Source organism: Glutamicibacter sp. JL.03c, from assembly GCF_025854375.1.
GTDB lineage: Bacteria > Actinomycetota > Actinomycetes > Actinomycetales > Micrococcaceae > Glutamicibacter.
In genome coordinates, this window is sequence record NZ_CP107575.1 from 1,240,726 (window position 1) to 1,266,274 (window position 25,549).

A 25,549-nucleotide genomic window follows, 5' to 3' on the forward strand; every position below is an offset into this window, starting at 1 on the left:
CCCGACTTCGGGAATCTTTGATACGAAGAACCACAGGAGCTCGTTGTGGAAGCACTGTCCATCGTTGAAGACGAAGTTCGTGAGTTGGTGAGAAGGCGTGGACTCGATCCGGCGAAACAGCCTACGATGATCAAGTCATTGATCGAAGAAGTCATCAGGGACTATGACGAGCGTGCACTGCTTGGTGCAGTGCCTTCTCTTGGATCGCTCGATGCGGCCCGTCAAACCATTTTCGACAACGTAGCAGGCTTTGGTGCCCTCCAGCCACTTCTCGATGATCCGACGGTCGAAGAAATTTGGATCAACGCTCCACATCAGGTGTTTTGCGCTCGAGGTGGGCAAAGCCAGCTGACCCACATTCGCATGGAAGCATCAGAGATCGCTGCCTTGGTTGAGCGCATGCTCAAGTCGTCGGGCCGACGTTTGGATCTGTCCCAACCATTCGTCGACTGCCAGCTTCCGGACGGATCCCGTCTACATGTCGTCATTCCTGACATCACACACGAACATTGGGCAGTAAACATACGCAAATTCATCGCGAGGGCCAGCAAACTAGATGACCTGGTGGAACTCGATTCCCTGAGCCGAACCGCGGCGTTGTATCTGTCGACGGCCATTAATGCGGGCCTCAACGTGATCGTCACGGGCCCGACTCAAGCCGGCAAAACAACGATGCTTAATTGTTTGGCTTCTTCAATTGGTCCGCGTGAACGCATCATCACCATAGAAGAAATTTTTGAGATTAACCTAGCCCTGAGAGACGTAGTTGCCATGCAGACGCGATTGGCAAACCTTGAAGGAACCGGCGAAATTACGATGCGGCGCCTCGTGAAAGAGGCACTTCGCATGAGGCCCGATCGCATCGTTGTGGGGGAGGTACGAGAGGCTGAATCGCTAGACATGCTCATTGCCTTGAATTCCGGCATTTCAGGATTGTGTACGCTCCACGCGAATTCAGCAAGAGATGCGATAACAAAGATTTGCACTTTGCCTTTGTTAGCAGGCCCGAACATAACGAGCGACTTCACAATTAAGACTGTTGCTGCCTGTATTGATTTGGTCGTTCACTGTGTCCGAAGTCCAAGTGGACACCGGTATGTCAATGAAATCCTCAGTATTCGAAATCGTGTCGAATCAGGCCAAATTGAATCCTCGACTTTGTTTGAAAGACGAGATGGAGCTCTTATCTCCTCGCAGGGGGCCGATTGGGAACATGAAAAGTTTGAACTGTCGGGGATCAATATCGCGGAGCTAATGGCGGGGCAATCATGATCGCAATCTTCGCGTTACTTGGCGGCCTCGGTCTAGCCATCTTGGTTGACTGGCTTCTCTTCGCTCCGTGGGTGCGCGCACCAAAACGTAAGTCGAAGATCAAAACCGCCTTGCTTCAAGCAGGGATGACAAATGTTTCCCCAAGCAAGTTCGCATTGATCTGTTTGGTATGTGGATTGATTTCGGGACTCTTGACCTTGGGGCTTACGGGAGCGTGGCTCTTTGCCCTGTTGTTTTTCAGTTTCGGCTTCTTCGCACCTTGGGCATTCATCCGGCACCAAGCTTCCAAACGGCGGGCAGCATTACAAGAGCAATGGCCCGAAGTTGTCGACCATCTCAGAAGCGCCATCCGTGCCGGACTGTCGTTGCCTGAGGCTTTGGGGCAACTGGCAACGGTGGGGCCGCAAATACTCAGGCCCCAGTTCGGTGACTTCGCCTTGGACTACAGGGCCACAGCGAACTTCAGTGTTGCGTTAGATCAGTTAGGCGAGCGGTTGGCGGATCCTGTGGCCGATAAGATTCTCACGACACTCCGAATCACTCGTGAAGTCGGCGGCACAGACTTGGGACAGACCCTAGCAACGCTGTCTGCATTCTTACGCGATGACGTTCGCACGCGAGGTGAATTAGCTGCAAGGCAATCATGGATCGTATCCGCCGCGCGATTAGCCGTGGCAGCACCCTGGATCCTGCTTTTGATTTTGGGAACTCAGGAAGCCGCAAAAGAAGCGTATATGACCCCTGGCGGAGTCATCGTTCTAGGCGTGGGCGTAGGAATCTCCATTGTCTGCTACCGGATCATGCTCAGGCTTGGCACGCTTCCTGTGGAAGAAAGGGTGCTGTCATGAACTCATATACATCATGGGCGGCACTGTGCGGACTCGGCCTTGGCCTGGGGATATGGATCATCCTGATCAATCTGCCCGGATGGAGAAGGATGGCCTTCGCTGAACGAATTGCACCGCATGTTCGCGTAGGTGTAAGGAGCTCTCGGATGCTTGAGGACTCCTGGCATTCGGAGTCGGGACACTCCGCCTTGGGGCAACTGGCAGCACCGCTGATTTTGCAGATCCAGAAGTTCGCCACAAATCACAGTCCGTCAAATGACATTCTCAAGAAGAGGCTAAACGCGGCGGGCCTCGACATCAGCTTGATCGACTATCGGTCGCAGGAAATCATTTGTGCCCTGGCTGGCGTGGTAGCAGGATCAGTCTGCACAGTGCTCGCGGCGATGCAATATAACTTGTCGGTCGTTTTTTCGATCCTCGTGGTCATCTGCTGTGGGGTGTTGGGGTACGCCTTGCGAGGTTGGTGGCTCGGGGAGCAAATCCATCGCAGAGCTCGCAGGATATTGACCCAATTTCCAACCGTCGCAGAAGTCCTCGCACTGACTGTCGGTGCGGGGGAGTCCACCACTGGGGCGATTGAGCGAATTTCTCGTATCTGTCATGGAGTGATAGGCGACGAATTCGTGAAGACTCTGAACGACATCCATGCCGGAACGCCGATGGTTCAAGCGATGCAGAATATGTCGGAACGCATACAGGTTGGAACAATCGCCAGATTCGTCGACGCTATCGTCGTAGCAACTGAACGAGGAACTCCTCTTGCTCAGGTATTGCGTGATCAGGCGCAAGACGTTCGTGATGCATCAAAACGCGAGCTGATGGAGGTCGCCGGAAAACGGGAGATCCTGATGCTAGTTCCTGTTGTTTTTGGCATTCTTCCGTTGACCATCGTGTTTGCCGTATTCCCAGGATTGGCGCTATTGGAGATGAGCTATTGATCGGAAAGAACAACGAGATCAACCGCAATTTACATCAACGAATCACCGGAAGGAAAGTCATGTGCAGCATTCAAGAATTCTTAGTGGTCTTCTTCTTAAGAGGGACATCGTTCCTCAAAAGAATGTGGGAGAAAATGTCGCCCAAACTCCTAGACAGTCGAGGTGATGTGCCTGGTTGGGTCATGATCACCTTGATGTCAGCGGTCCTGGTGGCAGCTTTGCTGGCTATTGCGGGTCCTCGACTGCAGGATCTATTCAATCAAGCAATTGATCGGGTTTCGGGACTGGGCTAGCGGTCGAAGATGCGTTCCGTCATCTCCCGGAACGAACCGCGGTTTTTGCGACGGTTGACGGGAGACTCCCAAGGATCTGCCGTTGCAGAATTTGTCATGATCATGACGTTGTTGGTCCTCATTGCGATGACGCTGATCCAACTCGCCCTCGCTCTGCATGTGCGTAATACGTTGATCGACGCTGCTGCCAATGGTGCGCGCTATGGTGCCCTGGCGAATCGGTCTGCCGCTGATGCCCAGGATAGAACGCAACACTTGATCACTGAGAGCCTGCACGCAGGGTTTGCAGGCAACGTCGGCGTTCGCACCGCGCAAATCGGTGAGAGCCAGGTGATTACGGTATCGGTTGATACGCGAGTGCCGTTGGTCGGTTTGCTGCCGAACGGCTGGGATCTCCATGTGCAAGGCGAAGCGGTGAAATATGACTGATTTACGACAGGCAATTTCATCGCTTCTGCGAAAAACAGCACGCGATGAAACGGGAAGCGCGATCGTGGAGTTCATATTTGCCGCGACAGTGTTGCTGATTCCCATGATCTATCTGATCCTCGCTGCCAGCTATCTCCAAGCAGGAAGCTATGCGGTGGTTGGCGCTGCAGACCAAGCAGCGAAGGTATTTGCCGTTTCCGATACGCCAGTTCAGGCCCAATCGAATGCCAAGGAAACAGTCAGCCGTGCCATGAACAACTTCGGGTATACCGATGCGATTACCACTATTTCCTGCGACGCTGAGTGCTTGAGCCCGGGAAGCGTCGTAACGGTCACCGTTGAGCTTGATGTCCCCTTGCCCTTCGTCTCTGAAATGATTGATGCTTCGGTGTTCACAGTTGATGCAGCCGCGTCTCAGAGGGTTGATCAATTTGGCTAGGTGGAAGATGGTGAAGAGCCGGATCTCCGCGGATGAAGGACAGTCCTTGGTGCTCGCTATCGGCCTCTGCGCAGTGACGCTCTTGACGATTTCGGTCGTCCTAGCCGCTAGTGCAGTCAACCTAAAAGCACGCCAACTGTTGTCCATCGCCGACGGCGCAGTGGTCGCTGCAGTCGATGAGTTCGAATTCGTAGCCGACGGTCCAAACCCTCGCATCGAATTGAACCAAAAAAGGGCCCAACAAGCGGTAAGCAAGTACCTGTCCGACGTCGGCGCTGCCGGCAGAATTGATAATTTGCGGATTTCTTCGGTGCGTATCCGCCCGGATGGACAAGGAGCGACGCTTCAACTCTCTGGATCTGTGCAACCGCCGATTGTCGGTTGGATTGTTCCGAATGGGGTTCCGATTACAGTGAACTCCACGGCTCAGACGGTACTCAGCCGATAACGGAGGAATCAGGGATTATCGCCGAAATGACGTAGTCTTAGAGGACCATGGCAAAAACTGACTTCTCTGCTGAAATCCACACACTGCGCTCAACTTTCGCTGCAATTGAAGATGTAAGCGATGTTGATCAGATCAAGGCTGACATTGCGACGCTCTCTGAGGAAGCAGGGGCCCCTGATCTTTGGGACGATCCCGCAGCTGCGCAAATTGTCACTAGTAAGCTTTCCTACCGCCAGTCGGAACTCGAACGCCTGACCAAGCTCAAAACACGAATTGACGATCTTGAAGTACTTGTTGAGCTGGCTGAACTCGAGGACGATGACGAAACCTTGCAGGAAGCCGATAAAGAACTCATCAGCATCCACAAAGCCTTGGACGATCTTGAAATTGTCACCTTGCTCAACGGCGAATTTGATTCGCGCGGTGCTGTAGTGACGATTCGCTCGGGTGCCGGTGGCGTGGATGCCGCGGATTTCGCCGAGATGCTCATGCGTATGTATCTGCGTTGGGCCGAAAAGCGCGGCTACAAGGCGACCGTGATGGACACTTCCTACGCGGAAGAAGCTGGCCTGAAATCGGCTACTTTTGAGATCGATGAGCCCTACGCATTCGGAACTCTGTCCGTAGAGGCTGGAACGCACCGCCTCGTGCGAATTTCTCCTTTTGACAATCAGGGACGGCGTCAAACTTCTTTTGCCGCTGTTGAAGTGGTGCCTTTGATTGAACAGACCGACAGCATCGAAATCCCTGAGTCTGAAATTCGCGTGGATGTGTTTCGGTCTTCCGGTCCTGGCGGACAGAGCGTCAATACGACCGACTCGGCAGTTCGCATGACACACATCCCAACCGGTGTTGTTGTTTCCATGCAAAATGAAAAGTCGCAGATTCAGAACCGGGCCGCCGCGCTTCGAGTTTTGCAATCCAGGCTCCTGCTCTTGAAAAAGGAGCAGGAAGATGCTCAGAAAAAAGAGCTTGCTGGTGATGTGAAAGCCTCATGGGGCGATCAAATGCGTTCGTACGTGCTCAATCCGTATCAGATGGTTAAGGATCTGCGCACTGAACATGAAGTTGGAAATACTCAGGCGGTGCTTGACGGTGAAATCGATGATTTCATCGATGCAGGCATCCGTTGGCGTGCAGGACAGCGTCGCCCAAGCAAATAGTCGATATCGCGAATACCTATCGAGTTGGTTGGACTTTCCATAAATAGTGTAAGTATCGTCACCGAAGCTCTTTGGTGAGGGCGAAAGACATCAGGTCATTCAAGATCTCGACCATTTTTCTGGCTGTGCGTATCGGATGAATTTGGCAACACACCTAGGATTTAGGCGGGTTCGGCAGGTTGCACCGATAGTGTTTGGAACACTGGCGCATCTATTGACGTTTGATCTCGAGATAGGTATTCGTGGGTCGCGCCCCGACGAAGACTAGCGATTGAAGACATGATTAAATTCGAAAACGTCTCGATGGTTTATGAACCAAGACAGCAGAATGCTGCATTGGACGATATAAACATCGAGATCAGCCGTGGCGAATTCGCCTTCTTGGTCGGTGAATCCGGTTCCGGGAAATCGACCTTCCTGAGTTTGGTGCTCCGTGAAAAGCGATCCACCGACGGTGCTGTTTATGTTGCAGGGCAGAACCTGAACCGAATCCCGAGCCGACGTGTGCCAAAACTGCGTCGCGATATCGGGTTCGTCTTCCAGGATTTCCGGCTATTGCGAGAACGCACGGTCTTTGACAACGTGGCCTTCGCGATGGAAGTCATTGGCGCTTCGCGAGCACAGATCCGTGAACGAGTTCCCGATGCGTTGAAGCTTGTAGGACTTGAGGACAAGGCTCGCCGCAAGCCAACTGAACTGTCCGGTGGTGAACAGCAACGTGTCGGTATTGCGCGTGCCATCGTCAACAAGCCGTCGATCCTGTTGGCCGATGAGCCCACCGGTAACCTTGACCGGAAAAACAGCATTGAAGTCATGAACGTGCTGAACCGGATTAATCAAAACGGCACCACCGTTTTGATGGCGACGCACGCACACGAACTTGTTAGCGAATATCGTCATCGCGTAATTGAACTGCAGCGCGGACAGGTGATCCGCGATGAGATCGAAGGCCAGTACACGCCGATGACCACCGTGGTGAACCAGGACGGTTCCCGAGAACTCCTCTTGGGCGATTCCGCTGTGGAGCACGACGAAGATTCACAGGTTGCTGAGGACCAGAAAGACGAGGACCAGTGAGACTAGGATTTATTCTCCGCGAAGCGGCGAAAGGCCTTCGGCAGAATGTCGTGATGGTCGTTTCGGTCGTACTGGTGACATTCGTATCGCTGACGTTCGTTGGCGCTTCGGTCCTTCTGCAACTGCAGATCAACCAGATGAAGGGCTACTGGTATGACCGCATGGAGGTAGCGATCTACCTCTGCGACGACACCAGCACCTCACCGAACTGCGGTGGAAATGAAGTCACCGACGCGCAGCGACAGAACATCGAAAAGATTCTCAAGTCTGAACAGCTGGCCCCGTACATCAAGGAATATGCCTACGAGTCGAAAGACCAGGCGTATAAGAACTTCCGTGATCAGTACGAGAATTCATCCCTAGTCGACCAGATCACTCCGGCCCAGTTGCCTGAGTCTTTCCGAGTTGCCTTGGTGGATCCCGAAAAGTATCCGGTGATCAACGAAGCGTTCTCGACAGTTGACGGTGTGGATTCGGTGATAGATCAGAGAGACCTGCTTGAGAAGGTCTTCCAGTTGGTCCGAGTGGCTTCGGCTGCGGCCGCAGTGGTAGCCATCGTCATGATTGTTTGCGCCGTCTTGCTCACCGGAACGACTATTCAGCTCTCGGCAATGCACCGACGCTTGGAAACAACCATCATGAGACTAGTCGGAGCTTCAAAAGCGACGATTCAGCTTCCATTCATCATTGAAGGTGTTATTGCTTCGTTGATAGGTGGATTGCTGGCTTCGGGTACCTTGTGGCTGCTCCTCAAGTTCCTCGTTGAAGACAAGCTCGCCAGCGAAAATGTCGGCGTTGCCTTCATTTCGACGGGCGAAGTTTGGCTCGTTGCGCCTGTCCTCTTGATAATTGGTATCGTTTTGGCCACAATTTCATCAGTGGTAACCTTGAAGCGTTACCTGAAGGTTTAGCCGAAACGTTATCTTCGGCCTATCTAAAGCACGACAAAACTCTTTAAGGAGCCACATGCTGTCCAACGCAGTGCGAAGTAAGTTCTTGCGCGCCACCCTCGGTGGTGCGATGGCACTGGCTTTAACGTTGCCAGCTGGGCTAGTCGTTGCTGACGAGCTGGATGACAGGAAGGCTCAGGTTGAGGGAAACATTAATAACCTAGAGCAAGACATGGAATTCCTGGACGCCGATATTCAGGCGACCGACCAGAAATTGCGTGAGCAGCAGGCTCAGGTCCCTGCGGCAGAGCAGGCATTGGCTGACGCGCAGAGCCGTGTCGCCAATGCCCAAGCGGCTGTCGCCGACCTGAACGACCGACTGATCGCTGCCCAGGGCACTCGCGATCAAGTGGCTGCTGAAATCGAGGCGAATGCCAAGAAGATCTCGGAAGCAAAAGAAGCCATGGCTTCGATCGCTTCGGAGGCCTACAAGCGCGGTGGCGTGTCGAGCGGCCTGGACATGATCCTGAATATGGATTCTGCCACCGAGATTGCCGACGGGTTGGATCTGGCAAATCGTGCGATGGAATCGCAGAGTGCGACCTACAACGACCTTGCGCAAGAGCAAGCGAACAACGAAAACAACAAGGTTCGACTGGACGCCGTTGAGAAGGAAATCTCATCGCTCAAGTCACAAGCCGAAGACGCGCTGGCTCAAGAGCAGGCAGCTCGGACTCAGGCGCAGAACGCGAAGAATGAACTGGACGCGCTGGTTGCCAGCACCGAAAAGCTTGGCGCTGAGCTCGAAGCCAAGAAGCCTCAGATTCAGGCCAAGCTAGCTTCGCAGCAGAAGGAATACGCTCAGGTTCAGGCTGACATCAAGGAACGCCAGGAACGTTTGCTGCGCGAAGAAGCCGAGCGCAAGCGCAAGGCAGCCGAAGCTGAAGCCAAGCGCAAAGCGGCATACGAAGCCGAGCAGAAGCGTTTGGCCGAGGAAGCTGCGGCAAAGAAGAAGGCTTACAAGAAAAAGGCCTATGTTCCTTCAACCCCTGCGGAGCCTGAGGTCAACACTTCCAATGGTTCCAGCGCCTGGGGCTTGGTCAAGCCAACTACCAGCAACAACCTGACCTCCAGCTTCGGGTGGCGCCCAACGCCTGCAGGAACCATTGACTACGGGGGACAGGGCGGATACGTACACGCCGGAATTGACTGGGGCTTCGGCGGCCAGTGCGGTGCGCCGATTACGGCTGCGGCTGACGGCGAAGTGTGGATGGCCGGTTGGGGCGGTACCTCCGGGAATAAGGTGCTTATTTCTCACGGTGTCGTCAAGGGCAAGGCCTTGGCCACCGGATACCACCATATGTCGCGTGTTGCCGTTAGTGTCGGACAGCACGTGAAGCAGGGCCAGGTTATTGGCTATGTTGGCACCACCGGTAACTCCACAGGATGCCACCTGCACTTCGAAACGGTCGTCAACGGCACGGCCGTGAACCCATTGGGACTTCTCTAGCGCTAGACTTGAAGTCTGCGTGCGAGAATCCGTACGCGACATGCAAGGAGTAACGTGGCTAAGAAGAATCAAGAAGATCGGGTGATCGCGAGCAACCGCAAGGCGCGCCACGATTTTGAAATCCTCGATACCTTCGAAGCTGGCATGGTCCTCACTGGAACCGAAGTCAAGTCGTTGCGCGAAGGCAAAGCTTCGCTCGTTGACGGATTCGGCCAGTTCTACCGTGGTGAGCTTTATATCGAGAACGTCTACATCCCGGAGTATCTCAACGGTTCGTGGACCAATCATGCGGCACGCCGCCGTCGTAAGCTCTTGCTCCACCGTCAAGAACTGCTCAAGATCGAACGCAAAATCGGCGAAGCCGGTTTGACCGTTGTACCGCTGAGTTTGTACTTCAAATCGGGGCGGGCAAAAATTGAGATCGGTGTCGCTCGAGGCAAGCGCGAATATGACAAGCGCCAGACCATGCGCGAGCAGCAGGATAATCGTGAAGCATTGCGGGCCATGCGCGAGCGCAATCGCCGCTAGCTCAGGGGTCTTGCTGTGGCGCATCTTGCTTTGGGGAGACCGGGCAAATGAGCTATGATTGATAGACATGGCTTCGGGCGTGGTTGTATCCGGGAAACCGGGACTGACAACAAAATACGGGGATGATCGGTTTCGACGGTGTGAGTCGCGACAGATGAAGCGGGCCGAGGACGCAAAGTTATCTCGTAAACGCTCTTTGCAAACCAATAAGTGCCGAATCAAAGCGCACTGACTTCGCTCTCGCTGCCTAAGCAGCCAGACAGTCCGTTAGCCAGAGGTTGCTATTGCCTCTGATCCTAACGTCATTTAGATAGCCACTGTATCCTGCGGTTGTTACCGCTGCTGGGTACATATTTAGGTAACTGTGCCCGGATCAACCACATGTTTGCGTGATGGTTGGGGCAGAGAAAATCCGCAGCAAACTGCGCCCGGAGAAGACCTGGCAACACCACATCGGACGGGAGTTCAATTCTCCCCATCTCCACATATTGAAGCTCTGGAACTAGGTGCATGGCCTGGTTCCGGAGCTTTTTTATTGGCGACATATTCGCCACGCCTCATGCCACCGCCAATGTATGAAGGCTACGTCGTGTGCGCTAAACACTGGTGGAGCTTCGCGAGTCTATTCGCGGCTTTGAGGATTTACACATAGACTTGAGATGAAAGCCGGAGATAACTGGTCGGTGGACTGCAAGGAATTGGAGTGAGATTAAAGTCGATGGGCAAAAAAGACTCCCAGCGGGTATCGCCGTTCCTTTCAGGCATCTACGCGATGGTTGCCTTCCTGCTTGAGGTTGGACTGCTTTTTGCAGCCGCTCTTGCGGCCATCGCATTCATACCTTGGCCAATGATTCTGGCTATTTTGGTAGTTGTCATCCCGCTGCTGTTGATCTGGTCGCTCTTCTTCTCGCCCAAGGCCGTGATCAGACTCCGCTTGCGCACCCGGGTCCTGCTGGTACACCTCATCTACTTGATCGGCGCCTACGTGCTGTGGCTCAGTGTTGACCACAGTTTTTACGATCAATCCCAAATCTGGGCGATTGCCATGCTGTCGCTCACGGGGATCAGTGCGATCCTGATTCTCGCTACCGGTGGCTACGTGGTCCCGCACGATCGCACGCCGAAACCGGTCAAACCTGCCCCCAGCCGCCACGCCACCGGAGCTCCCAAGGGAAGACGAGCCGCTCGCTAGCAATATTGCCCAGCCACGAAAGGCTGGGCTTTTAGTTTATGCAGGGGAGCCAGAATATGTGCCGCTACCTTCCTAGAGCAGCGAAGCGAGCAGATAACCGCCGTAGGCCGCGAGGACAGAGGCTGCTAGCGTGCCGAGCGCGTATATCAGGCTGGCGAGCGAACGGCCTGCCCGCAGCAGGCGGAGGGTATCAAAACTGGCGGTCGAGAAGGTGGTGTAGCCACCGGCCACCCCGGTGCCCACGGCCAGCAGCCACGCGCTATCTATACCGGTGCTGGCCAGCAAGCCGGTCAGGAAACCGAGCAGCAGCGAGCCGGAAATATTAATCGTGAATGTGCCCCATGGCAGCACACCACCGGTTTTCAGCGCGATGAATGAGTCAAGGACATAGCGCAATACCGCACCCAGTCCGCCGCACAGTGCAACGACTACAAAGAGGGCAGGCGTCACAGCCATCATGAGGCACCGCCAGATGACGGTTCGCGCTTGCTGCCCGCAAGCATTCCGCACCAGGTCGCCAAGGCGCCGAGCAGTACGGTGCCCAGCCCGTAGGCGAGTGCCGCAGTGAGCGAACCTTGGCCGAACAACAACATGGTGTCGGTGGCCAGCGCACTGTAGGTGGTGAAGCCACCGAAGAATCCAGTGCCAAGCAGCAGCCTCAGGCTCTTGCGCCGCGGCGTTTCAGGTCCCCGGGCCGATAGCGAGGTGAGCAGCCAGCCCAGGGCGAAGGCGCCTGAGACATTGATAAGCAAAATCGCCACCGGCACCGATCCGTGCTGCGGCAGTGCAAGGCTGACCGCCAGACGGCTGGCGGTCCCGGCACCACCGCCGACGAAGACCAAAAGCACTTCGATCGGGCGCAGGGCAAATCTTGGGGCAGGCATCTTGCGGCTCACTTTGAGCCAGCGCCGCGGACCCAGATCATCGAGGCCTCGATGTAGTCCAATTGGTGTGGCAGTTCGATTGATGCGCCGGGCACCAGCCCCCGGGCTGCGGCCCGGCGAAGGAAATCCGGGTCTTCGTCGCTGATGCGATCGATCACGGCCCTCTGTCCGGTATAGCGGTCCAGGCGCACTGCTTGGGAGGCCGGAAGGCTTCCATCGGGGGCGGGGATCGCATCGCCGTGGGGGTCGTGGCGGGGATGGCCTAGCCGAGCATCCAGGGCATCGATGAAGCGGTCGCTGACGGTATGCTCCAGCGCTTCGGCTTCATCGTGCACCTCGTCCCAGCCGTAGCCCAGTTCGTCGCGCAGGAAAGTTTCCAGCAGACGATGGCGTCGCACCATTCGCAGGGCTTCGCGACGGCCGGTGGGGCTCAGCGCGACCGTCTTGCGCGGCACATGATTGACCAGGCCCTTGCCGGAGAGCTTATGGATCATCGAGGTCACCGAGGCAGGAGAGAGCCCCAGCTGGTCGGCCAGCGCCCCGGTGCTCACCTCGGTATCTTCCCATTCGGTTAGCGTGTAGAGCGCCTTGAGGTAGTCTTCCTCGCTGGTGGTCAGCATCAGCGGTTCAGGTACGGGAGGATGGCTTCGTGCAGTTTGCCGTTGGTCGCCAGCGCATTGCCGCCATGGCAGCCTTCCTCGCCGGCCACCGAGGTGAAGCGTCCCCCGGCTTCGCGGACGACCGGAACCAGCGCGGCCATGTCGTAGAGTTCCAGCTCGGGTTCGAAGGCCGCATCCACGGACCCTTCAGCCAGCAGTGCATAGGAGTAGAAGTCGCCGTAGCCGCGGGTGCGCCAGGCGGCATCCAGCAGGTCCAGGAATCCGTCGAGCTTGCCAGCGTCCTTCCATCCGCTCAGCGAGGCGTAGGCCAGGGAGGAATCGGACAGATCGGCGACCGAGGAGACCGAGATCTGCCGGGTGGATTGTCCGCCATCCGCGGCCGGTTCACTCACGTGGGCACCCAGGCCGGTCGCTGCATGCCAACGGCGGCTCAGCGCCGGAGCAGAAATCACGCCGAGCACCGGCTCATCGTCAACGAGCAGGGCAATGAGCGTGGCCCAGACCGGGACCCGGCGCACAAAGTTCTTCGTGCCGTCGATCGGATCGATCACCCAGCGCCGCGATCCGCTGCCGTGCACGCCGAACTCTTCGCCCAGGACCGAATCATCGGGTCGGTGCTCAGCCAATTCGGCCAGGATCAGCTGCTCCGCGCCGCGGTCTGCGTCGGACACCGGAGTCATGTCCGGCTTGGACTCGACGACCAGGTCGTTGGCGCCGTAGCGGGCCAAGGTCAGCTTGTCGACCTTTTCGGCCAAGGCCAAAGCGAATTCGAGATCTTGCTCCAGGGTGAAATCTGCCATGGTGTTCCGGCGCTCAAAGCGCGCCGAGCTCCTTTTCATGCGTGGTTTCCTCGGTGGTGACCAATCGGCGGTATGAGGCCAAGCGATTGGCCGGTTGGCTGCTTTCGGCCGCTTGCGCCCAGGCTTCGAGGGCGCAGCCGGCCTCGCCGGCGGCATGGGTGCAGCCGCGGGGGCAATCGGTGGCGACTTCGGCAAGGTCCTCGAAGGCCGCGAGGATGTTATCGGTATCCACCAGTCCCAGCCCGAAGGAGCGGATGCCGGGGGTGTCGATCAGCCACGAGCCTGGAACCTGGCCGAAGCGCAGGGCCAGGGCATTGGAGGACGTGTGGCGTCCGCGTCCGGTGACCGCGTTGACGTGTCCGGTGGCGCGGGTCGATCCGGTCAGCGCATTGACCAGCGTGGACTTCCCTACCCCGGAGTGGCCCAGGACCACCGAAACGCAGCCGGCGAGTAGTTCGTCCAATTCCTTCAGCGCGTTCGCATCCAGGCGGGCGCTGGAGCCGTCGGCGCCCCGGGCATCCACGCCGGAGGCATCGGCAGTGGTAGTGCGGGAGATGACCACCGGGAAATCAAGTCCCTCATAGTGCGCCAGGAAACCGGCAGGATCCTTCACATCCGCCTTGGTCACGCAGAGCACCGGCTGGATCCCGGCATCGTAGGCAGCCACCAGGGCACGGTCCACAAAGCCGGTGCGGGGCTCGGGATTGGCGGCCGCGACCACGATGACCAGCTTGTCCACATTGGCCACGACCACGCGTTCGGTGGCGTCGGTATCATCGGCGCTGCGCCGCAGCAAGGTGGTGCGCTCTTCGATCCGTACCAAACGGGCGAGGGTATCGGGCTTGCCGGACGTATCACCGACCAAGGCGACCAGGTCGCCGGGAACAATGGCCTGGCGGCGCAGCTCGCGCGCGCGGGCGGCGATCACAATGCGCTCGGCACTGGTGTCCTCGTCCAGAATTGCGGTGTACCGGCCGCGGTCCACGGTGATGATGCGGCCGATCTCGGCCTTCTCGTAGGCCGGCCGGTCCTTGGTGCGGGGGCGTGAGCCGCGCTTGTTCGGGCGAACGCGGACCGATGACTCGTCATATTCTGAGTAGCGCATCAGCCAGCTGCCTTCACGGTCGCGACCATATCCGCCCACAATTGAGGGAATTGCGGCATGGTCTTGGCGGTGGTGGCGATATCCTCGACCCGGATCCCGTCGATGGCCAGGCCCAGCAGGGCTCCAGCGGTGGCCATGCGGTGGTCGGCGTAGCTGTGCAGATCAGCGGCGTGCAAGGGGCCCGGGGTGATCTGCAGGCTGTCCTCGGTGGCTACGACCTTCACCCCGACCTTGCCCAGCTCGGTTTCCAATGCCGCCAGGCGGTCGGTTTCATGTCCGCGCAGGTGCCCGATGCCGGTCAGCGTGCTCGGGGAGTCGGCCAGGGCGCACAAGGCCGCGAGGGTCGGAGCGAGTTCGGAGGCGTCGGCATAATCGATGCCGCGCAGCTGGCCGGTGGAGCGCACTGTCAGCACACCGTCCGCACCATGGTGCACCTCGGCGCCCATCGCGGCCAGGATCTGCACCCATTTGCCGCCGACCTGGGTGGTGGAGGCAGGCCAGAAGCGGATGCCGACGCTGCCCTTGCTGGCCAGGGCCGCGGCGAGGAATGGGCCGGCATTGGACAGGTCGGGCTCCACGGTGACCGTGAACCCGCGCAGTTCGCCCTTATCGACGCGCCAACCGCGCTGGTCATCGTCCACGGTGATTTGCACGCCGAGCTCTTTGAGGGTCTGCACGGTCATCATGATGTGATCCGGCGAGGCGACCGGGCCGTCGGCGGCGCGCAACTCCAGCCCGCCGGGCAGGGCGTGGCCGACGAGCAACAGCGCTGAAATGAACTGGGAACTGCTGGAGGCATCGATCACAACCGGAGCGACCGGCTTCAGCCCGCTGGCATCCATGGTGAAGGGCAGCATGCCTTGCTCGCCGGCGAAGCTCATGGCGACGCCCAGTGCCTGCAGGGCGTCGAGTACTGGTGCCATTGGGCGCAGGCGGGCGTGCGGATCGCCGTCGAAGCTCACCGTGGCTCCGGCCACCGCGGCCAGCGGAGGGACAAAGCGCATCACCGTGCCGGCCAGTCCGCAGTTGATCTCCAGCGGCCCGCGTTCCAGGGCTGCCGCCGGGGTGACGATCACGGTGGTGGAGCCATCGGGCTGCTCGCTGCGTTCGATCCCCGTCCCTAGGCTGGCCAAGGCCGTGAGCATCAGCTCGGTGTCGCGGCTGATCAGCGTGTTGTGGATGGTTGAGGGGGAGGAGGCCAGGGCCGCGAGGATCAGATAGCGGTTGGTCAGCGACTTGGAAGCGGGCACCGAAACGATGGCGTCAACCCCGGTGGTCACATGCGGGGCAGGCCACCAGTTGCCTTCGTCGTTCGATCGATCTAACTGGGAGTTTCCAGAGGCGCTTGCAGTGCTGATTGCTGATCCTTAGGCTCGTGCGGTTTTAGTTAAATCCTAGCCGAGATCGGTGCGGGAATAAGGTTTTAGCTCCTGTGGTTATACACAGTGTGACGACCAGACAGGATACTTCGACAGCGGGCGGCACCACCTGCGTGGTGGCCGACGAGCCACGGGGCACTCGTACTGCTACCCGATCGCGGGCGGATTCGCGCAATAGCGCCAGCAACCGCGTAGACTCAAGCGTGATGAACAACAAGAGTGTGGACGAGAACTTGCCCGATGTGGCCACCGAGTCCGAGGCACAGCGTCGCGAACGGTTCGAGCGTGACGCCATGGAGTATGTGGACCAGCTGTATTCGGCTGCCCTGCGTATGGCCCGAAATCCGACCGACGCAGAGGACCTGGTGCAGGAGGCCTACACCAAGGCGTACTCGGCCTTCCACCAGTACAAGCCAGGGACCAACCTGAAGGCCTGGCTGTATCGGATCCTGACCAACACGTATATCAACCTGTACCGCAAGCGCCAGCGTGAGCCGCTGCGTACCAGCACGGATACCGTCGAGGATTGGCAGATGGCTTCGGCCATGGAGCATTCGCCTACCGGCTTGCGTTCGGCTGAGGTCGAGGCCTTGGACCACCTTCCGGACTCGGACGTGAAGGCTGCTTTGCAGGCCATCGGCGAGGATTTCCGGATGGCCGTGTACTTCGTGGACGTCGAAGGCTTCAGCTACAAGGAAGCCAGCGACATCCTGGGCGTGCCTATTGGCACCGTGATGTCCCGTTTGCATCGTGGACGCAAGAACTTGAGGGAACTGCTCGCCGATTATGCGGCAGATCGTGGGATAGCCACCGGGGCGCGGAATAAGAGCGCGGCGAAGGCTGATGGAGGAGCGAAGTAAGATGGATTGCAATTCATTGGGTGATTGCGCCGATGACCGCATCGTACGCATCTATGAGTACCTCGACGGTGCCTTGACGCTCAGCGACCTCAAAGAGGTCAAGTCGCATTTGGATGGCTGCCCGGAGTGCACCGAAGAGTACGACCTGGAGTGCATTATCCGTTCGGTGGTGCGCCGCAGCTGCCAGGAGCAGGCCCCGCGGACGCTGAAGGCCAATATCATCGCCCGGATCTCGCAGATCCGAGTCGAGTCGGGCCACTAGCAGGCAAAGAGAAACCCCGTAGCGTTCGAGCCAAACTCGAATGGTACGGGGTTCTTTTTATGTTCGCTTCGCTTAGCTGTTTGGGCGCTTGCCGTGGTTGGCACCGCCACGCTTGCGATCGCGACGCTTACGAGCGCGCTTCGACATGGTGACTCCTTTGAGGGATCAATGGATCTTCCCGATAATTCGGGCCGACTAATAGTCTTTCATACTTTGCGCCGATTCTCCTAACGCGAGGAAGGCGCGTTAGCCCTCGCCGGGCTCCGGCAGGTCCAGCCACGAGTACCATCCGCGGTGCAGCACCAGCCAGGCCATCAGGCCGTAGCCTGCCTGCCCGGGCACCCCGCCGGAGGCGTTCAGGTCGGCCCGCCACTGCGCGTGCGACCGCAGGGGAGTGAAGGTGTCAACATAATGGTGGTTGCGGCGCAGGGCCACATCGGAGTACACGCGGTTGAGCTCGGCCACTCGCTGGTTGCGGGCGTCATCCAGGCCGGGAGCCGGGCCGACGAGCAGCGCCTTGATGCTCATCTGCGAAGCCGAATCCAGGATATTGGCCAGGTTCAGCCGGCTGCGCGCGGTGGAGACGTCGAGGTCTACGTCGCGATCTGAGAGCGCGATGACCAGGCGGTTCTCGTACTGGTCGCTGAAACGCCGTGAGGCTTCGCCCATCCAGCGTTCTGCCAGCGCCTCGGAACCCTCGGCGGGGGAGGCCAAAACGAAGGACTGCAAGCGCAGCGCTGGATCCTGGGTTCGGGCCATGACACGGCCGAACCAGCCTAGCCCACGCGGGTCCCCATGTCCGGCCAGCAGCTCATCTCCGATTGCGGTAATGCGGATTGTGCGTAACTCCAACTGGGCGACCTTTCGTTGGCTTCAAGAATATGAATCGATCCCCACCTTAGCAGTGAAGGCACTGCCAACGGGGGAGATTCGCGCAGGATGCACGCCACACGTTACCGATCGGTCCCCAGCACGGGTTAAAGAGCAGTTGCCGGCGAGTTTCCCCAGCATCAGCTGGGAATTCTCGCCGGCAACTTCACGTCGGCAGCGTGTTGCGGCGTGCTTTAGCGGGCGAAGGCCTGCTGCAGCAGCACTGCGTTTTCTGCATCGTGGCGCTTCGCGGTGCCTGCTGAGGTCGCAGCCGATGCCGGACGGGAGACCAGGGTGATCTTCTGATCCAGCTGCGGCGCGACATACAGGCCGAAGAACGGCCATGGGCCCTGGTTGGCTGGCTCATCCTGTACCCACGCTGCCTTGGCATTCGGGTACTTGGCCAGCTCAGCGGCGATCTGCTCGGCAGGAGCCGGGTAGAGCTGCTCGACACGCACAATGGCAGTCTTGGAATCCTGGGCCTTGCTGCGTGCGGCGATCAGGTCGTAGTAGACGCGACCGGAGCACAGCAGCACCTTGTCCACGGCGTTGGCATCGGTGATGGTGTTATCGCCGATAACCTCCTGGAAACCGCCGGTGGTGAAGTCCTCGACCGAGCTGGCAGCGGCCTTCAGGCGCAACAGCTGCTTCGGGGTGAACACGATCAGCGGCTTGCGCGGACGGGCGTAGGCCTGGCGGCGCAACAGGTGGAAGTGGTTGGCGCCGGTGGAAGGCTGGGCCACAACCATGTTGTTCTCTGCGCACAGCTGCAAGAAGCGTTCGATGCGTGCCGAGGAGTGGTCCGGGCCCTGGCCCTCGTAGCCGTGCGGCAACAGCATGACCAGCGAGGAGGACTGCGACCACTTCTGCTCGGCCGAGGAGATGAACTCGTCGATCACGGTCTGCGCGCCGTTGACGAAGTCGCCGAACTGGGCTTCCCACATCACCAGTGCATCCGGGCGTTCCACCGAGTAGCCGTACTCGAAGCCGAGCGCCGCGTATTCGGAGAGCAGCGAGTCGTAGATCCACAGCGGAGCCTGATCGTCGCTCAGGTGGTGCAGCGGGTACCACTCGTTGTCGTTCTCGCGGTCGTGGAAGACCGAGTGGCGCTGCACGAAGGTGCCGCGGCGCGAATCCTGGCCGGCCAGGCGAACTGGCACGCCTTCCATGGACAGCGAGCCCAGGGCCGCAACTTCTGCAAAGCCCCAGTCGATGCCGCCTTCGCGGGACATCTTCTCGCGGCGTTCGAGCAGCGACTTCAGCTTGGTGTGCATGGTGAAGCCTTCAGGGATCTGAACGTGGGCTGCACCGATGTGTGCCAAAGTCTGTGCCGAGATGGCCGAACCGCGGGCGCCGTCGACGGTGTTCTCGTCGGCGGCCTGGGCGAATGGCTTCTCCAGGTCGTTGATGGTCGAGCCCGGGGTGATGATCGGGATCGGGGAGGTCTGTGCGGCATGCGTCTCAGCGAAGATGCGCTCCAGGTTCTCCTTGTACTCGGCCAAGACGTGCTCTGCTTCTTCCTGCGTGATGTCGCCGCGGCCAACCAGGGCCTCGGTGTACAGCTTGCGGGTTGAGCGCTTGGCTTCGATCAGGTTGTACATGATCGGCTGGGTCATCGAAGGATCGTCACCCTCGTTGTGGCCGCGGCGGCGGTAGCAGATCAGGTCGATAACGACGTCCTTGCCGAACTTCTGGCGGTACTCGAAGGCCAGCTGGCCTACGTGGACCACTGCCTCCGGGTCATCCCCGTTGACGTGGAAGATCGGCGCCTGCACGGTGCGGGCCACATCCGAGGCGTAGACCGAGGAGCGCGAGGAGCTAGGAGCGGTAGTGAAGCCGATCTGGTTGTTCACGATCACGTGAACGGTGCCGCCGGTCTTGTAGCCGGGCAGCTGGCTCATGGCCAGGACCTCGGAGACCACGCCCTGGCCTGCGAAGGCCGCGTCGCCGTGCACCAGGATCGGCAGCACTTCATTCTTCGAGCCCAAGCGATCCAGCTTGGCGCGGGTGATGCCCTCGAGCACTGGATCAACAGCTTCCAGGTGCGACGGGTTGGCAGCCAGGTAGACCTTGGTCTGGTTGCCGGCATCCGAAGTGTACGAACCCTCGGTGCCCAGGTGGTACTTCACATCGCCCGACCCCTGGACCGAGCCCGGGGTAGCGGTGCCTTCGAATTCGCGGAAGACCTGTGCGTAGGTCTTGCCAGCGATATTGGTCAGCACGTTCAGTCGGCCGCGGTGGGCCATGCCGATGGCGACCTCGTCCAGCTGGTCGTCGGCGGCATCGGAGATGATCGCATCGAGCAGTGGGATCAGCGATTCGCCGCCTTCGAGGCTGAAGCGCTTCTGGCCGACGAACTTGGTCTGCAGGAAGGTCTCGAAGGCCTCTGCGGAGTTCAGCTTGCTCAGGATGCGCAGCTGCTCTTCGCGGGTTGGCTTCGCGTAGCGCGATTCCAGCTTGGCCTGGAACCATTCGCGCTCTTCCGGATTCTGCAGGTGCATGTACTCGGTGCCGATGGTGCGGCAGTATGCGTCGCGCAGGGTGCCAAGGATATCGCGCAGCAAGAGGCGGTCCGCGCCGCCGAAGCCGCCGGTGATCCACTCGCGGTCCAGATCCCACAGGGTCAGGCCGTAGTTGTTGATGTCCAGGTCAGGGTGCTTGCGCTGGACGTATTCCAGCGGGTTGATGTCGGCCATTAGGTGGCCGCGCTCCCGGTAGGAGTTGATCAGGTGCTGGATGCGAGCGACCTTGTTGACCTGCAGATCGATGTCGACCTGGTTGTCAACGGCCCAGCGAACTGGCTCGTAGGGGATGCGCAGCTGCTCGAAGATCTCGTCGTAGAAGCCCTGCTCGCCGAGCAAGAGGGATTCAACCAGCTTCAGGAATTCGCCCGAACCGGCACCCTGGATGACGCGGTGGTCGTAGGTGGAAGTCAGGGTGATGTGCTTGCCGATACCCAGGCTTGACACGGTCTTCTCCGAAGCGCCGCGGTATTCAGCCGGGTATTCCAGTGCGCCGACGCCGATGATGGCGGCCTGGCCCTTGGACAGGCGTGGAACCGAGTGGACGGTGCCGATGCCGCCGGGGTTGGTCAGCGACACGGTGGTGCCAGCGTAATCGTCGGCGGTCAGCTTGTTGCCACGCGCCCGCTTGATCAGGTCTTCATAGGTGGCCCAGAACTCGTTGAAGCTCAGCGTCTCGGCGGCCTTGACGTTCGGCACGGCCAGCATGCGGGTGCCATCTGGCTTGGGCATGTCGATGGCGATGCCGAAGTTCACGTGGGCCGGCTGGATCGCAGTCGGCTTCTTGTCGATGACATCGTAGGTGACGTTCATCGACGGGATCTGCTTCAGCGCACGGATCACGGCGAAGCCGATCAAGTGGGTGAAGGAGATCTTGCCACCGCGAGCACGCTTGAGGTGGTTGTTGATGACGATGCGGTTGTCGATCATCACCTTGGCCGGAACCGCGCGCACGGTGGTTGCGGTCGGCACGGCGAGGCTGGCATCCATGTTGGTCGCGATGGCCTTCATTGGCCCGCGCAGTGGAGTGCGCTTTTCCTCACCGAAAAGTTCGGTGGAAGGGGCAGCCTTTGGAGCCTGCGCCGGAATCGGCGCAGTCTTCGGTGCTGGCTCTGCCTTCTTGGCCTCAGCGGCGGGCGCTGCGGCTGGTGCTGGCTTTGCAGCTGGCGCTGGCTCCGAAGTCCGGGCCTGGGCTGCGGCGCGTGGTGCGCTCGGCCCGGTCGTTGCCGGTGCTGCAGTAGTTGCTGCTGGCGCCGCTGGCGCCGGCTGCGCTGCCGGTGCCTTCTTGTCCGCGGCGAGAGATTCGAAAATATCCCACCATTTCTTATCTACCGAGTTCTTGTCGACGAGATACTGTTCGAACAGCTCGTCTACTAGCCACTCGTTTCCACCAAACTCTTCAGTAAGTCGGTGGTGTGCTTGCTCTGGCACGTGCAACGCCTCTTCCCTGATTTCTACGTTGTTCTAGCTTGAGCCGGTGGTCTTCCGAGGACGTGAATCGACCACTTCGGCTCACAAGATTTCTAGACCTGCGCACCAGTCTAGTTACTTTTACGCGCACTTGGCCACGGCACGTATGTAATCTCACGAAAGTGTTGTGTATAACATCCCGTTCGGCGTGGTGAGGCTACCGTTGAACGCCACCTTGTCCAAGTGGTGCGCAAAGGGGCATCATTGGATAGACTAAATCGCACTATGGAATCACACTCTCCAAGCCGGTGTGCCGCCCACGGGCGCAGTGCCGGCCAACACAGTCCATGTTCAGCAGGTTCCGGCTCCCGAATGGAGCCTTCTAGTTGCCGTCGAATCGGCACTGAATCTCACATCCTCATGCCGATGAACAGGTGGTGGTAACCACCTATGGATTGGCTCTTCATACTTCTTGGCCTGTTGCTGATTCTCGGCACTGGCTTCTTCGTGGCCGTGGAATTCTCATTGGTCGCCCTTGACAAAAGCACAGTGCAAAACGCCGTAGAGCGCGGCGAACGCGGCGCCAAGCCGCTTCTGCAATGCCTGACCTCATTGTCCACCCAGCTCTCCAGCTGCCAGCTGGGCATTACTTTAACCACATTGCTCACCGGTTACGTGCTGGAACCGGCGATGAGCTCTTTGCTGGAACCGCTGATGGAGCGGATCGGCATCCCCGAAGCCAGCTCGGTAGCAATCTCCGTAGTCGTGGCGTTGATCGTGGCGACATTGCTCTCGATGCTCATCGGTGAGCTGGTCCCGAAGAACATGGCCATCGCCCAGGCCATGACCATGGGCAAGCTCTTGGCCCGCCCGCAGCTGCTCTTCACCGCCATCTTCAAGCCGGCCATCGTGGTGCTCAATGGTTTTTCCAACGCCGTGCTCCACCGGTTCTTCGGCCTTGAAGCCAAGGAAGAAATTTCCGCTGCCCGTTCATCACAGGAACTGGCCTCGCTGGTCCGACGATCTGCTGAATTGGGAACCCTCGATGTGCAGACCGCACGATTTGTCGAATCCACGATCGAGTTTTCCGAACGCACCGCGGCCGACGTGATGACGCCGCGCACCTCGATGTCCACCATCGATTCGCAGGCTCCGCTCTCCGAGCTGATCGAAGTCAGCGCCGACACCGGTTTTTCGCGTTTTCCTGTGATCGAGGGATCCAGCGATGAGATCCAGGGGATCTGCCATGTCAAGGCGGTTGTCTCTGTGCCGCGCGAACGCCGTGCTGCATTGCAGGTGGGCGAGTTCGCCCGTGACGCACTGTACGTCCCGGAAACCATCCACCTTGATGTGCTCCTGGAGCAGCTGCGCGCCGCAGAATTCCAGATCGCCATCGTGATGGATGAATACGGTGGAACCGCGGGCCTGGTCACCTTGGAGGACCTGGTTGAAGAGATCGTCGGCGAAGTCTCCGACGAACATGACGAGGACGAGGAAGAAGCAGTCACCCAGCCCAATGGCAACTGGCTGTTTCCCGGCATGTTCCGGCCGGACCAGGTCAATGAGAACTTCGACCACGAGGTGATCCCCGAGGAGTCCTCTTACGAAACCATCGGTGGATTCATGCTTGCCGAACTAGGCCGCTTGGCCGAACTCAACGACCAGGTCGAGACGGAGAACGGCACCTTTACCGTGACCGAGCTCGATGGCCGGCGTATCGCGCAGGTCCGCTTCGAACCGGTGGCAGCGGAGCAGGAGGCTGGCAATGAATGACTTCATGGGCCTCGTGTGGCTCGTTGTCCTGTTGTTGTTCAACGCATTCTTCGTGGCCGGCGAATTCGCGGTGATGAGCGCTCGTCGTTCGCAGATTGAACCGCTGGCCGACGAGGGCAATAAGCGAGCGAAAATTGCGTTGTATGCCATGGAGCATGTCTCGGTGATGCTGGCGGTCTGCCAGCTCGGCATTACCGTTTGCTCGCTGCTGATCCTGAATATCTCAGAGCCGGCGATCCACCACTTGCTGGCGGAGCCATTGACCATGATCGGCATGGCTGAGTCGGTGGCCGATACCGTTGCCTTCCTGATCGCACTGGTTCTGGTGACCTTCTTGCATGTCACCTTCGGTGAAATGGTGCCGAAGAACATCTCGGTGTCCGTGGCTGACAAGGCTGTGATGCTGTTGGCCATGCCGCTGGTTGGCCTGTCCAAGGTGCTCACGCCGGTCACTTCGATGCTCAACGGCCTGGCGAACTTGGTGCTGCATGCTTTTGGCATCGAGCCCAAGGACGAGGTATCCAGTTCCTACACCGCGGCAGAAGTTCGATCGATCATCGACACCTCGTCCGAAGAGGGCACCTTGGATGAGGACAACGCCTTGCGTTTGACGAAGGCGCTGGAATTCTCCTCGGTGACCGCCCGAAGCTGCATGGTTCCCTTGGATGACCTGTTCACCTTGGAATGGGGCGAAACCACGGCTCGCGAATTCGAGAAGAAGGTCGGCAAGACCGGCTTTTCCCGCATGCTGATCACCAAAAATGATGTTCCGGTGGGCTACTGGCATGTGAAAGACGTGATGCTGATCGACGACGCGCATTCCACCCAGCCGCTGCGGGATCTTCCGCTGCACCCGCTGGGCAAGCTGGGGCAGGATACCGAGATCGAAGCAGCCCTGGAGGAGATGCGCCAGGAGGGCAACCACCTTTCGGTGGTTGTCGACGCTGCCGGCTCGGCCGTTGGCGTCGTCTTCCTTGAAGATGTGATCGAGGTGCTGGTGGGCGAGATTACCGACACCACCCGTAAGCGCACCTCCCCGCCGCGTACCGAGAAGCATGGAAACTAGGCGAAGCTCACCATCTGAGTGCGTATTGCGAATGAATCGCAACTGGTAAGATTGACTGCGGCACCCTATCGGGTGCCGCAGTTTTTCGTCGCTGGCAAACCAACATCCGCGAAGTTTAGAAAGCAATCCATGTCATCTAGCCCCATTGTCCGCTTTGAGGACGCGCGTTTGGCCTATGGGTCCCGTGTGCTCTGGGATGAGCTCAACCTGTCCATCGCGGCAGGGGAGTTTCTTGCAGTGCTGGGCCCCAATGGCTCCGGCAAGACCAGCTTTATCAACACCATGCTGGGGACCACGTCGCTCAACAAGGGTTCTGTGTCGATCGCGGGTGCGCCGGTCCGGCGAGGATCGGCAGCCGTTGGCTTGATTCCCCAACAGCGCCCTTTTGGCGATAATGTCCCGTTGCGCGCTCGCGACTTGGTAGCTCTCGGCCTCGATGGTTCCAAGATGGGGATCCGCATTGGACGCAACTTGGTTCGCAAGCAAGTGGATGAACTGCTGGACATGGTCGGAGCCAGCGGTTATGCCAACCGTCCGGTATCCGATCTTTCCGGTGGCGAGCAGCAGCGTTTGCGCGCTGCCCAGGCCCTGGCCGGGAATCCCAGGGTGCTGCTATGCGATGAGCCATTGCTGTCGCTTGACCTGCACCATCAGCAGGCCATTAGTGAAGTCATCCACCGCCAGGCTGCCGAGCGGGACAGCGCCGTCATCTTCGTGACGCATGAAATCAATCCGATTCTTCCCTACGTGGATCGTGTGCTGTATTTGGCCGAAGGCAGGTTCCATCTTGGAACCGTGGATGAGGTCATGCAGTCTTCAGTGCTCACCGAACTTTATGGTGCACCGGTTGAGGTGCTGCGGGTGAATGGTCGAATCGTCGTGGTCTCTGGCGAAGGGTCGCACGCTATGCCCGCGGATGGCCATGACCACGCGGAAGACATTGACTTGGAAACCGGGAAGTAGGGGCAGGG

At 58.9% G+C, this 25,549-nt stretch carries 27 protein-coding genes and 1 other RNA gene; 19 read left to right on the plus strand and 9 right to left on the minus strand.

All coding sequences use genetic code 11. From position 1 onward, the window contains the following. Window positions 1–45: 45 nt before the first annotated feature. The 14 genes from OF385_RS05715 to OF385_RS05780 all read left to right on the plus strand — a co-directional run bounded on the left by OF385_RS05715 (window position 46) and on the right by OF385_RS05780 (window position 11,027). Complete coding sequence (locus OF385_RS05715; protein ID WP_264277390.1) at window positions 46–1,272, plus strand: CpaF family protein; 1,227 nt, start codon at window positions 46–48, stop codon at window positions 1,270–1,272. Then, on the plus strand, window positions 1,269–2,120 hold the full coding sequence (locus OF385_RS05720; protein WP_264277391.1) for a type II secretion system F family protein: 852 nt from the start codon (window positions 1,269–1,271) through the stop codon (window positions 2,118–2,120). The genes OF385_RS05715 and OF385_RS05720 overlap by 4 nt, the downstream gene beginning before the upstream one ends. Window positions 2,121–2,266: 146 nt before the next feature. Continuing rightward, on the plus strand, window positions 2,267–3,058 hold the full coding sequence (locus tag OF385_RS05725) for a type II secretion system F family protein (RefSeq protein ID WP_264277392.1): 792 nt from the start codon (window positions 2,267–2,269) through the stop codon (window positions 3,056–3,058). Continuing rightward, complete coding sequence (locus tag OF385_RS05730; protein WP_264277963.1) at window positions 3,055–3,351, plus strand: hypothetical protein; 297 nt, start codon at window positions 3,055–3,057, stop codon at window positions 3,349–3,351. Before OF385_RS05725 ends, OF385_RS05730 begins: the two co-directional genes overlap by 4 nt. 96 nt (window positions 3,352–3,447) lie before the next feature. Next, entirely contained in the window at window positions 3,448–3,780 is a 333-nt protein-coding gene (locus OF385_RS05735) for a TadE family protein (RefSeq protein WP_264277393.1), read from the plus strand. Then, the gene (locus OF385_RS05740) at window positions 3,773–4,219 is read left to right on the plus strand and encodes a TadE/TadG family type IV pilus assembly protein (protein WP_264277394.1); all 447 of its coding nucleotides are present in this window, start codon (window positions 3,773–3,775) and stop codon (window positions 4,217–4,219) included. The genes OF385_RS05735 and OF385_RS05740 overlap by 8 nt, the downstream gene beginning before the upstream one ends. Window positions 4,220–4,226: 7 nt before the next feature. Then, window positions 4,227–4,667: a hypothetical protein gene (locus OF385_RS05745; protein ID WP_264277395.1), complete on the plus strand. Its 441-nt coding sequence runs from the start codon at window positions 4,227–4,229 to the stop codon at window positions 4,665–4,667. Window positions 4,668–4,714: 47 nt separating this feature from the next. Continuing rightward, complete coding sequence (gene prfB / locus OF385_RS05750; RefSeq protein WP_264277396.1) at window positions 4,715–5,830, plus strand: peptide chain release factor 2; 1,116 nt, start codon at window positions 4,715–4,717, stop codon at window positions 5,828–5,830. Window positions 5,831–6,109: 279 nt separating this feature from the next. Then, window positions 6,110–6,907 (plus strand): cell division ATP-binding protein FtsE, encoded by a 798-nt coding sequence (ftsE, locus tag OF385_RS05755; protein WP_264277397.1) that lies wholly within the window; start codon window positions 6,110–6,112, stop codon window positions 6,905–6,907. Continuing rightward, a complete protein-coding gene (ftsX, locus tag OF385_RS05760; protein ID WP_264277398.1) occupies window positions 6,904–7,818 on the plus strand; it encodes a permease-like cell division protein FtsX in 915 nt (304 codons plus the stop codon). Before ftsE ends, ftsX begins: the two co-directional genes overlap by 4 nt. 55 nt (window positions 7,819–7,873) lie before the next feature. After that, window positions 7,874–9,307, plus strand: a complete 1,434-nt coding sequence (locus OF385_RS05765; RefSeq protein ID WP_264277399.1) for a M23 family metallopeptidase — start codon at window positions 7,874–7,876, stop codon at window positions 9,305–9,307. Window positions 9,308–9,361: 54 nt separating this feature from the next. After that, on the plus strand, window positions 9,362–9,835 hold the full coding sequence (gene smpB / locus OF385_RS05770; RefSeq protein ID WP_264277400.1) for an SsrA-binding protein SmpB: 474 nt from the start codon (window positions 9,362–9,364) through the stop codon (window positions 9,833–9,835). A gap of 118 nt (window positions 9,836–9,953) precedes the next feature. After that, window positions 9,954–10,322, plus strand: a transfer-messenger RNA (tmRNA) gene (gene ssrA / locus OF385_RS05775). A gap of 231 nt (window positions 10,323–10,553) precedes the next feature. Beyond that, window positions 10,554–11,027, plus strand: a complete 474-nt coding sequence (locus tag OF385_RS05780; RefSeq protein WP_264277401.1) for a DUF2568 domain-containing protein — start codon at window positions 10,554–10,556, stop codon at window positions 11,025–11,027. Between the two features lie 72 nt (window positions 11,028–11,099). Here the strand turns inward: OF385_RS05780 and crcB are convergent, their stop codons facing one another. From crcB to aroA, 6 genes are read right to left on the minus strand one after another with little or no spacing between them, the layout of a single operon-like run. Next, on the minus strand, window positions 11,100–11,486 hold the full coding sequence (crcB, locus tag OF385_RS05785; RefSeq protein WP_264277402.1) for a fluoride efflux transporter CrcB: 387 nt from the start codon (window positions 11,484–11,486) through the stop codon (window positions 11,100–11,102). After that, window positions 11,483–11,911 carry a fluoride efflux transporter FluC gene (locus OF385_RS05790; protein WP_264277403.1) on the minus strand — a complete coding sequence of 143 codons (429 nt, stop codon included), beginning with the start codon at window positions 11,909–11,911 and terminating at the stop codon, window positions 11,483–11,485. The genes crcB and OF385_RS05790 overlap by 4 nt, the downstream gene beginning before the upstream one ends. A gap of 8 nt (window positions 11,912–11,919) precedes the next feature. After that, on the minus strand, window positions 11,920–12,531 hold the full coding sequence (locus OF385_RS05795) for a metal-dependent transcriptional regulator (RefSeq protein ID WP_264277404.1): 612 nt from the start codon (window positions 12,529–12,531) through the stop codon (window positions 11,920–11,922). Further along, complete coding sequence (hisN, locus tag OF385_RS05800) at window positions 12,531–13,331, minus strand: histidinol-phosphatase (protein ID WP_264277869.1); 801 nt, start codon at window positions 13,329–13,331, stop codon at window positions 12,531–12,533. Before hisN ends, OF385_RS05795 begins: the two co-directional genes overlap by 1 nt. Window positions 13,332–13,344: 13 nt before the next feature. After that, window positions 13,345–14,436 (minus strand): ribosome small subunit-dependent GTPase A, encoded by a 1,092-nt coding sequence (locus tag OF385_RS05805; RefSeq protein WP_264277405.1) that lies wholly within the window; start codon window positions 14,434–14,436, stop codon window positions 13,345–13,347. Continuing rightward, a complete protein-coding gene (aroA, locus tag OF385_RS05810) occupies window positions 14,436–15,716 on the minus strand; it encodes a 3-phosphoshikimate 1-carboxyvinyltransferase (RefSeq protein ID WP_264277406.1) in 1,281 nt (426 codons plus the stop codon). The genes OF385_RS05805 and aroA overlap by 1 nt, the downstream gene beginning before the upstream one ends. A 305-nt stretch (window positions 15,717–16,021) precedes the next feature. Between aroA and OF385_RS05815 the strand changes: the two genes are divergently transcribed. Together OF385_RS05815 and rsrA are read left to right on the plus strand one after the other, a co-directional pair. Beyond that, complete coding sequence (locus OF385_RS05815; protein ID WP_052165331.1) at window positions 16,022–16,675, plus strand: sigma-70 family RNA polymerase sigma factor; 654 nt, start codon at window positions 16,022–16,024, stop codon at window positions 16,673–16,675. A 1-nt stretch (window position 16,676) separates the two neighbouring features. Beyond that, on the plus strand, window positions 16,677–16,937 hold the full coding sequence (gene rsrA / locus OF385_RS05820) for a mycothiol system anti-sigma-R factor (protein ID WP_022876851.1): 261 nt from the start codon (window positions 16,677–16,679) through the stop codon (window positions 16,935–16,937). A 72-nt stretch (window positions 16,938–17,009) separates the two neighbouring features. Here rsrA and OF385_RS16715 read toward each other — a convergent pair whose 3' ends face one another. The 3 genes from OF385_RS16715 to OF385_RS05830 all read right to left on the minus strand — a co-directional run bounded on the left by OF385_RS16715 (window position 17,010) and on the right by OF385_RS05830 (window position 21,760). Beyond that, window positions 17,010–17,084 carry a 50S ribosomal protein bL37 gene (locus OF385_RS16715; protein ID WP_369299107.1) on the minus strand — a complete coding sequence of 25 codons (75 nt, stop codon included), beginning with the start codon at window positions 17,082–17,084 and terminating at the stop codon, window positions 17,010–17,012. Between the two features lie 99 nt (window positions 17,085–17,183). Beyond that, window positions 17,184–17,789, minus strand: coding sequence for a GDSL-type esterase/lipase family protein (locus tag OF385_RS05825; RefSeq protein ID WP_022876852.1), 606 nt, complete (start codon window positions 17,787–17,789; stop codon window positions 17,184–17,186). Window positions 17,790–18,001: 212 nt separating this feature from the next. After that, window positions 18,002–21,760, minus strand: coding sequence for a multifunctional oxoglutarate decarboxylase/oxoglutarate dehydrogenase thiamine pyrophosphate-binding subunit/dihydrolipoyllysine-residue succinyltransferase subunit (locus OF385_RS05830; protein WP_264277407.1), 3,759 nt, complete (start codon window positions 21,758–21,760; stop codon window positions 18,002–18,004). A 429-nt stretch (window positions 21,761–22,189) separates the two neighbouring features. Between OF385_RS05830 and OF385_RS05835 the strand changes: the two genes are divergently transcribed. The 3 genes from OF385_RS05835 to OF385_RS05845 all read left to right on the plus strand — a co-directional run bounded on the left by OF385_RS05835 (window position 22,190) and on the right by OF385_RS05845 (window position 25,541). Beyond that, window positions 22,190–23,512: a hemolysin family protein gene (locus OF385_RS05835; protein WP_264277408.1), complete on the plus strand. Its 1,323-nt coding sequence runs from the start codon at window positions 22,190–22,192 to the stop codon at window positions 23,510–23,512. Continuing rightward, window positions 23,505–24,578 (plus strand): hemolysin family protein, encoded by a 1,074-nt coding sequence (locus OF385_RS05840; RefSeq protein WP_264277409.1) that lies wholly within the window; start codon window positions 23,505–23,507, stop codon window positions 24,576–24,578. Before OF385_RS05835 ends, OF385_RS05840 begins: the two co-directional genes overlap by 8 nt. Before the next feature lie 129 nt (window positions 24,579–24,707). Beyond that, the gene (locus tag OF385_RS05845) at window positions 24,708–25,541 is read left to right on the plus strand and encodes a metal ABC transporter ATP-binding protein (protein WP_264277410.1); all 834 of its coding nucleotides are present in this window, start codon (window positions 24,708–24,710) and stop codon (window positions 25,539–25,541) included. Window positions 25,542–25,549: the final 8 nt, after the last annotated feature.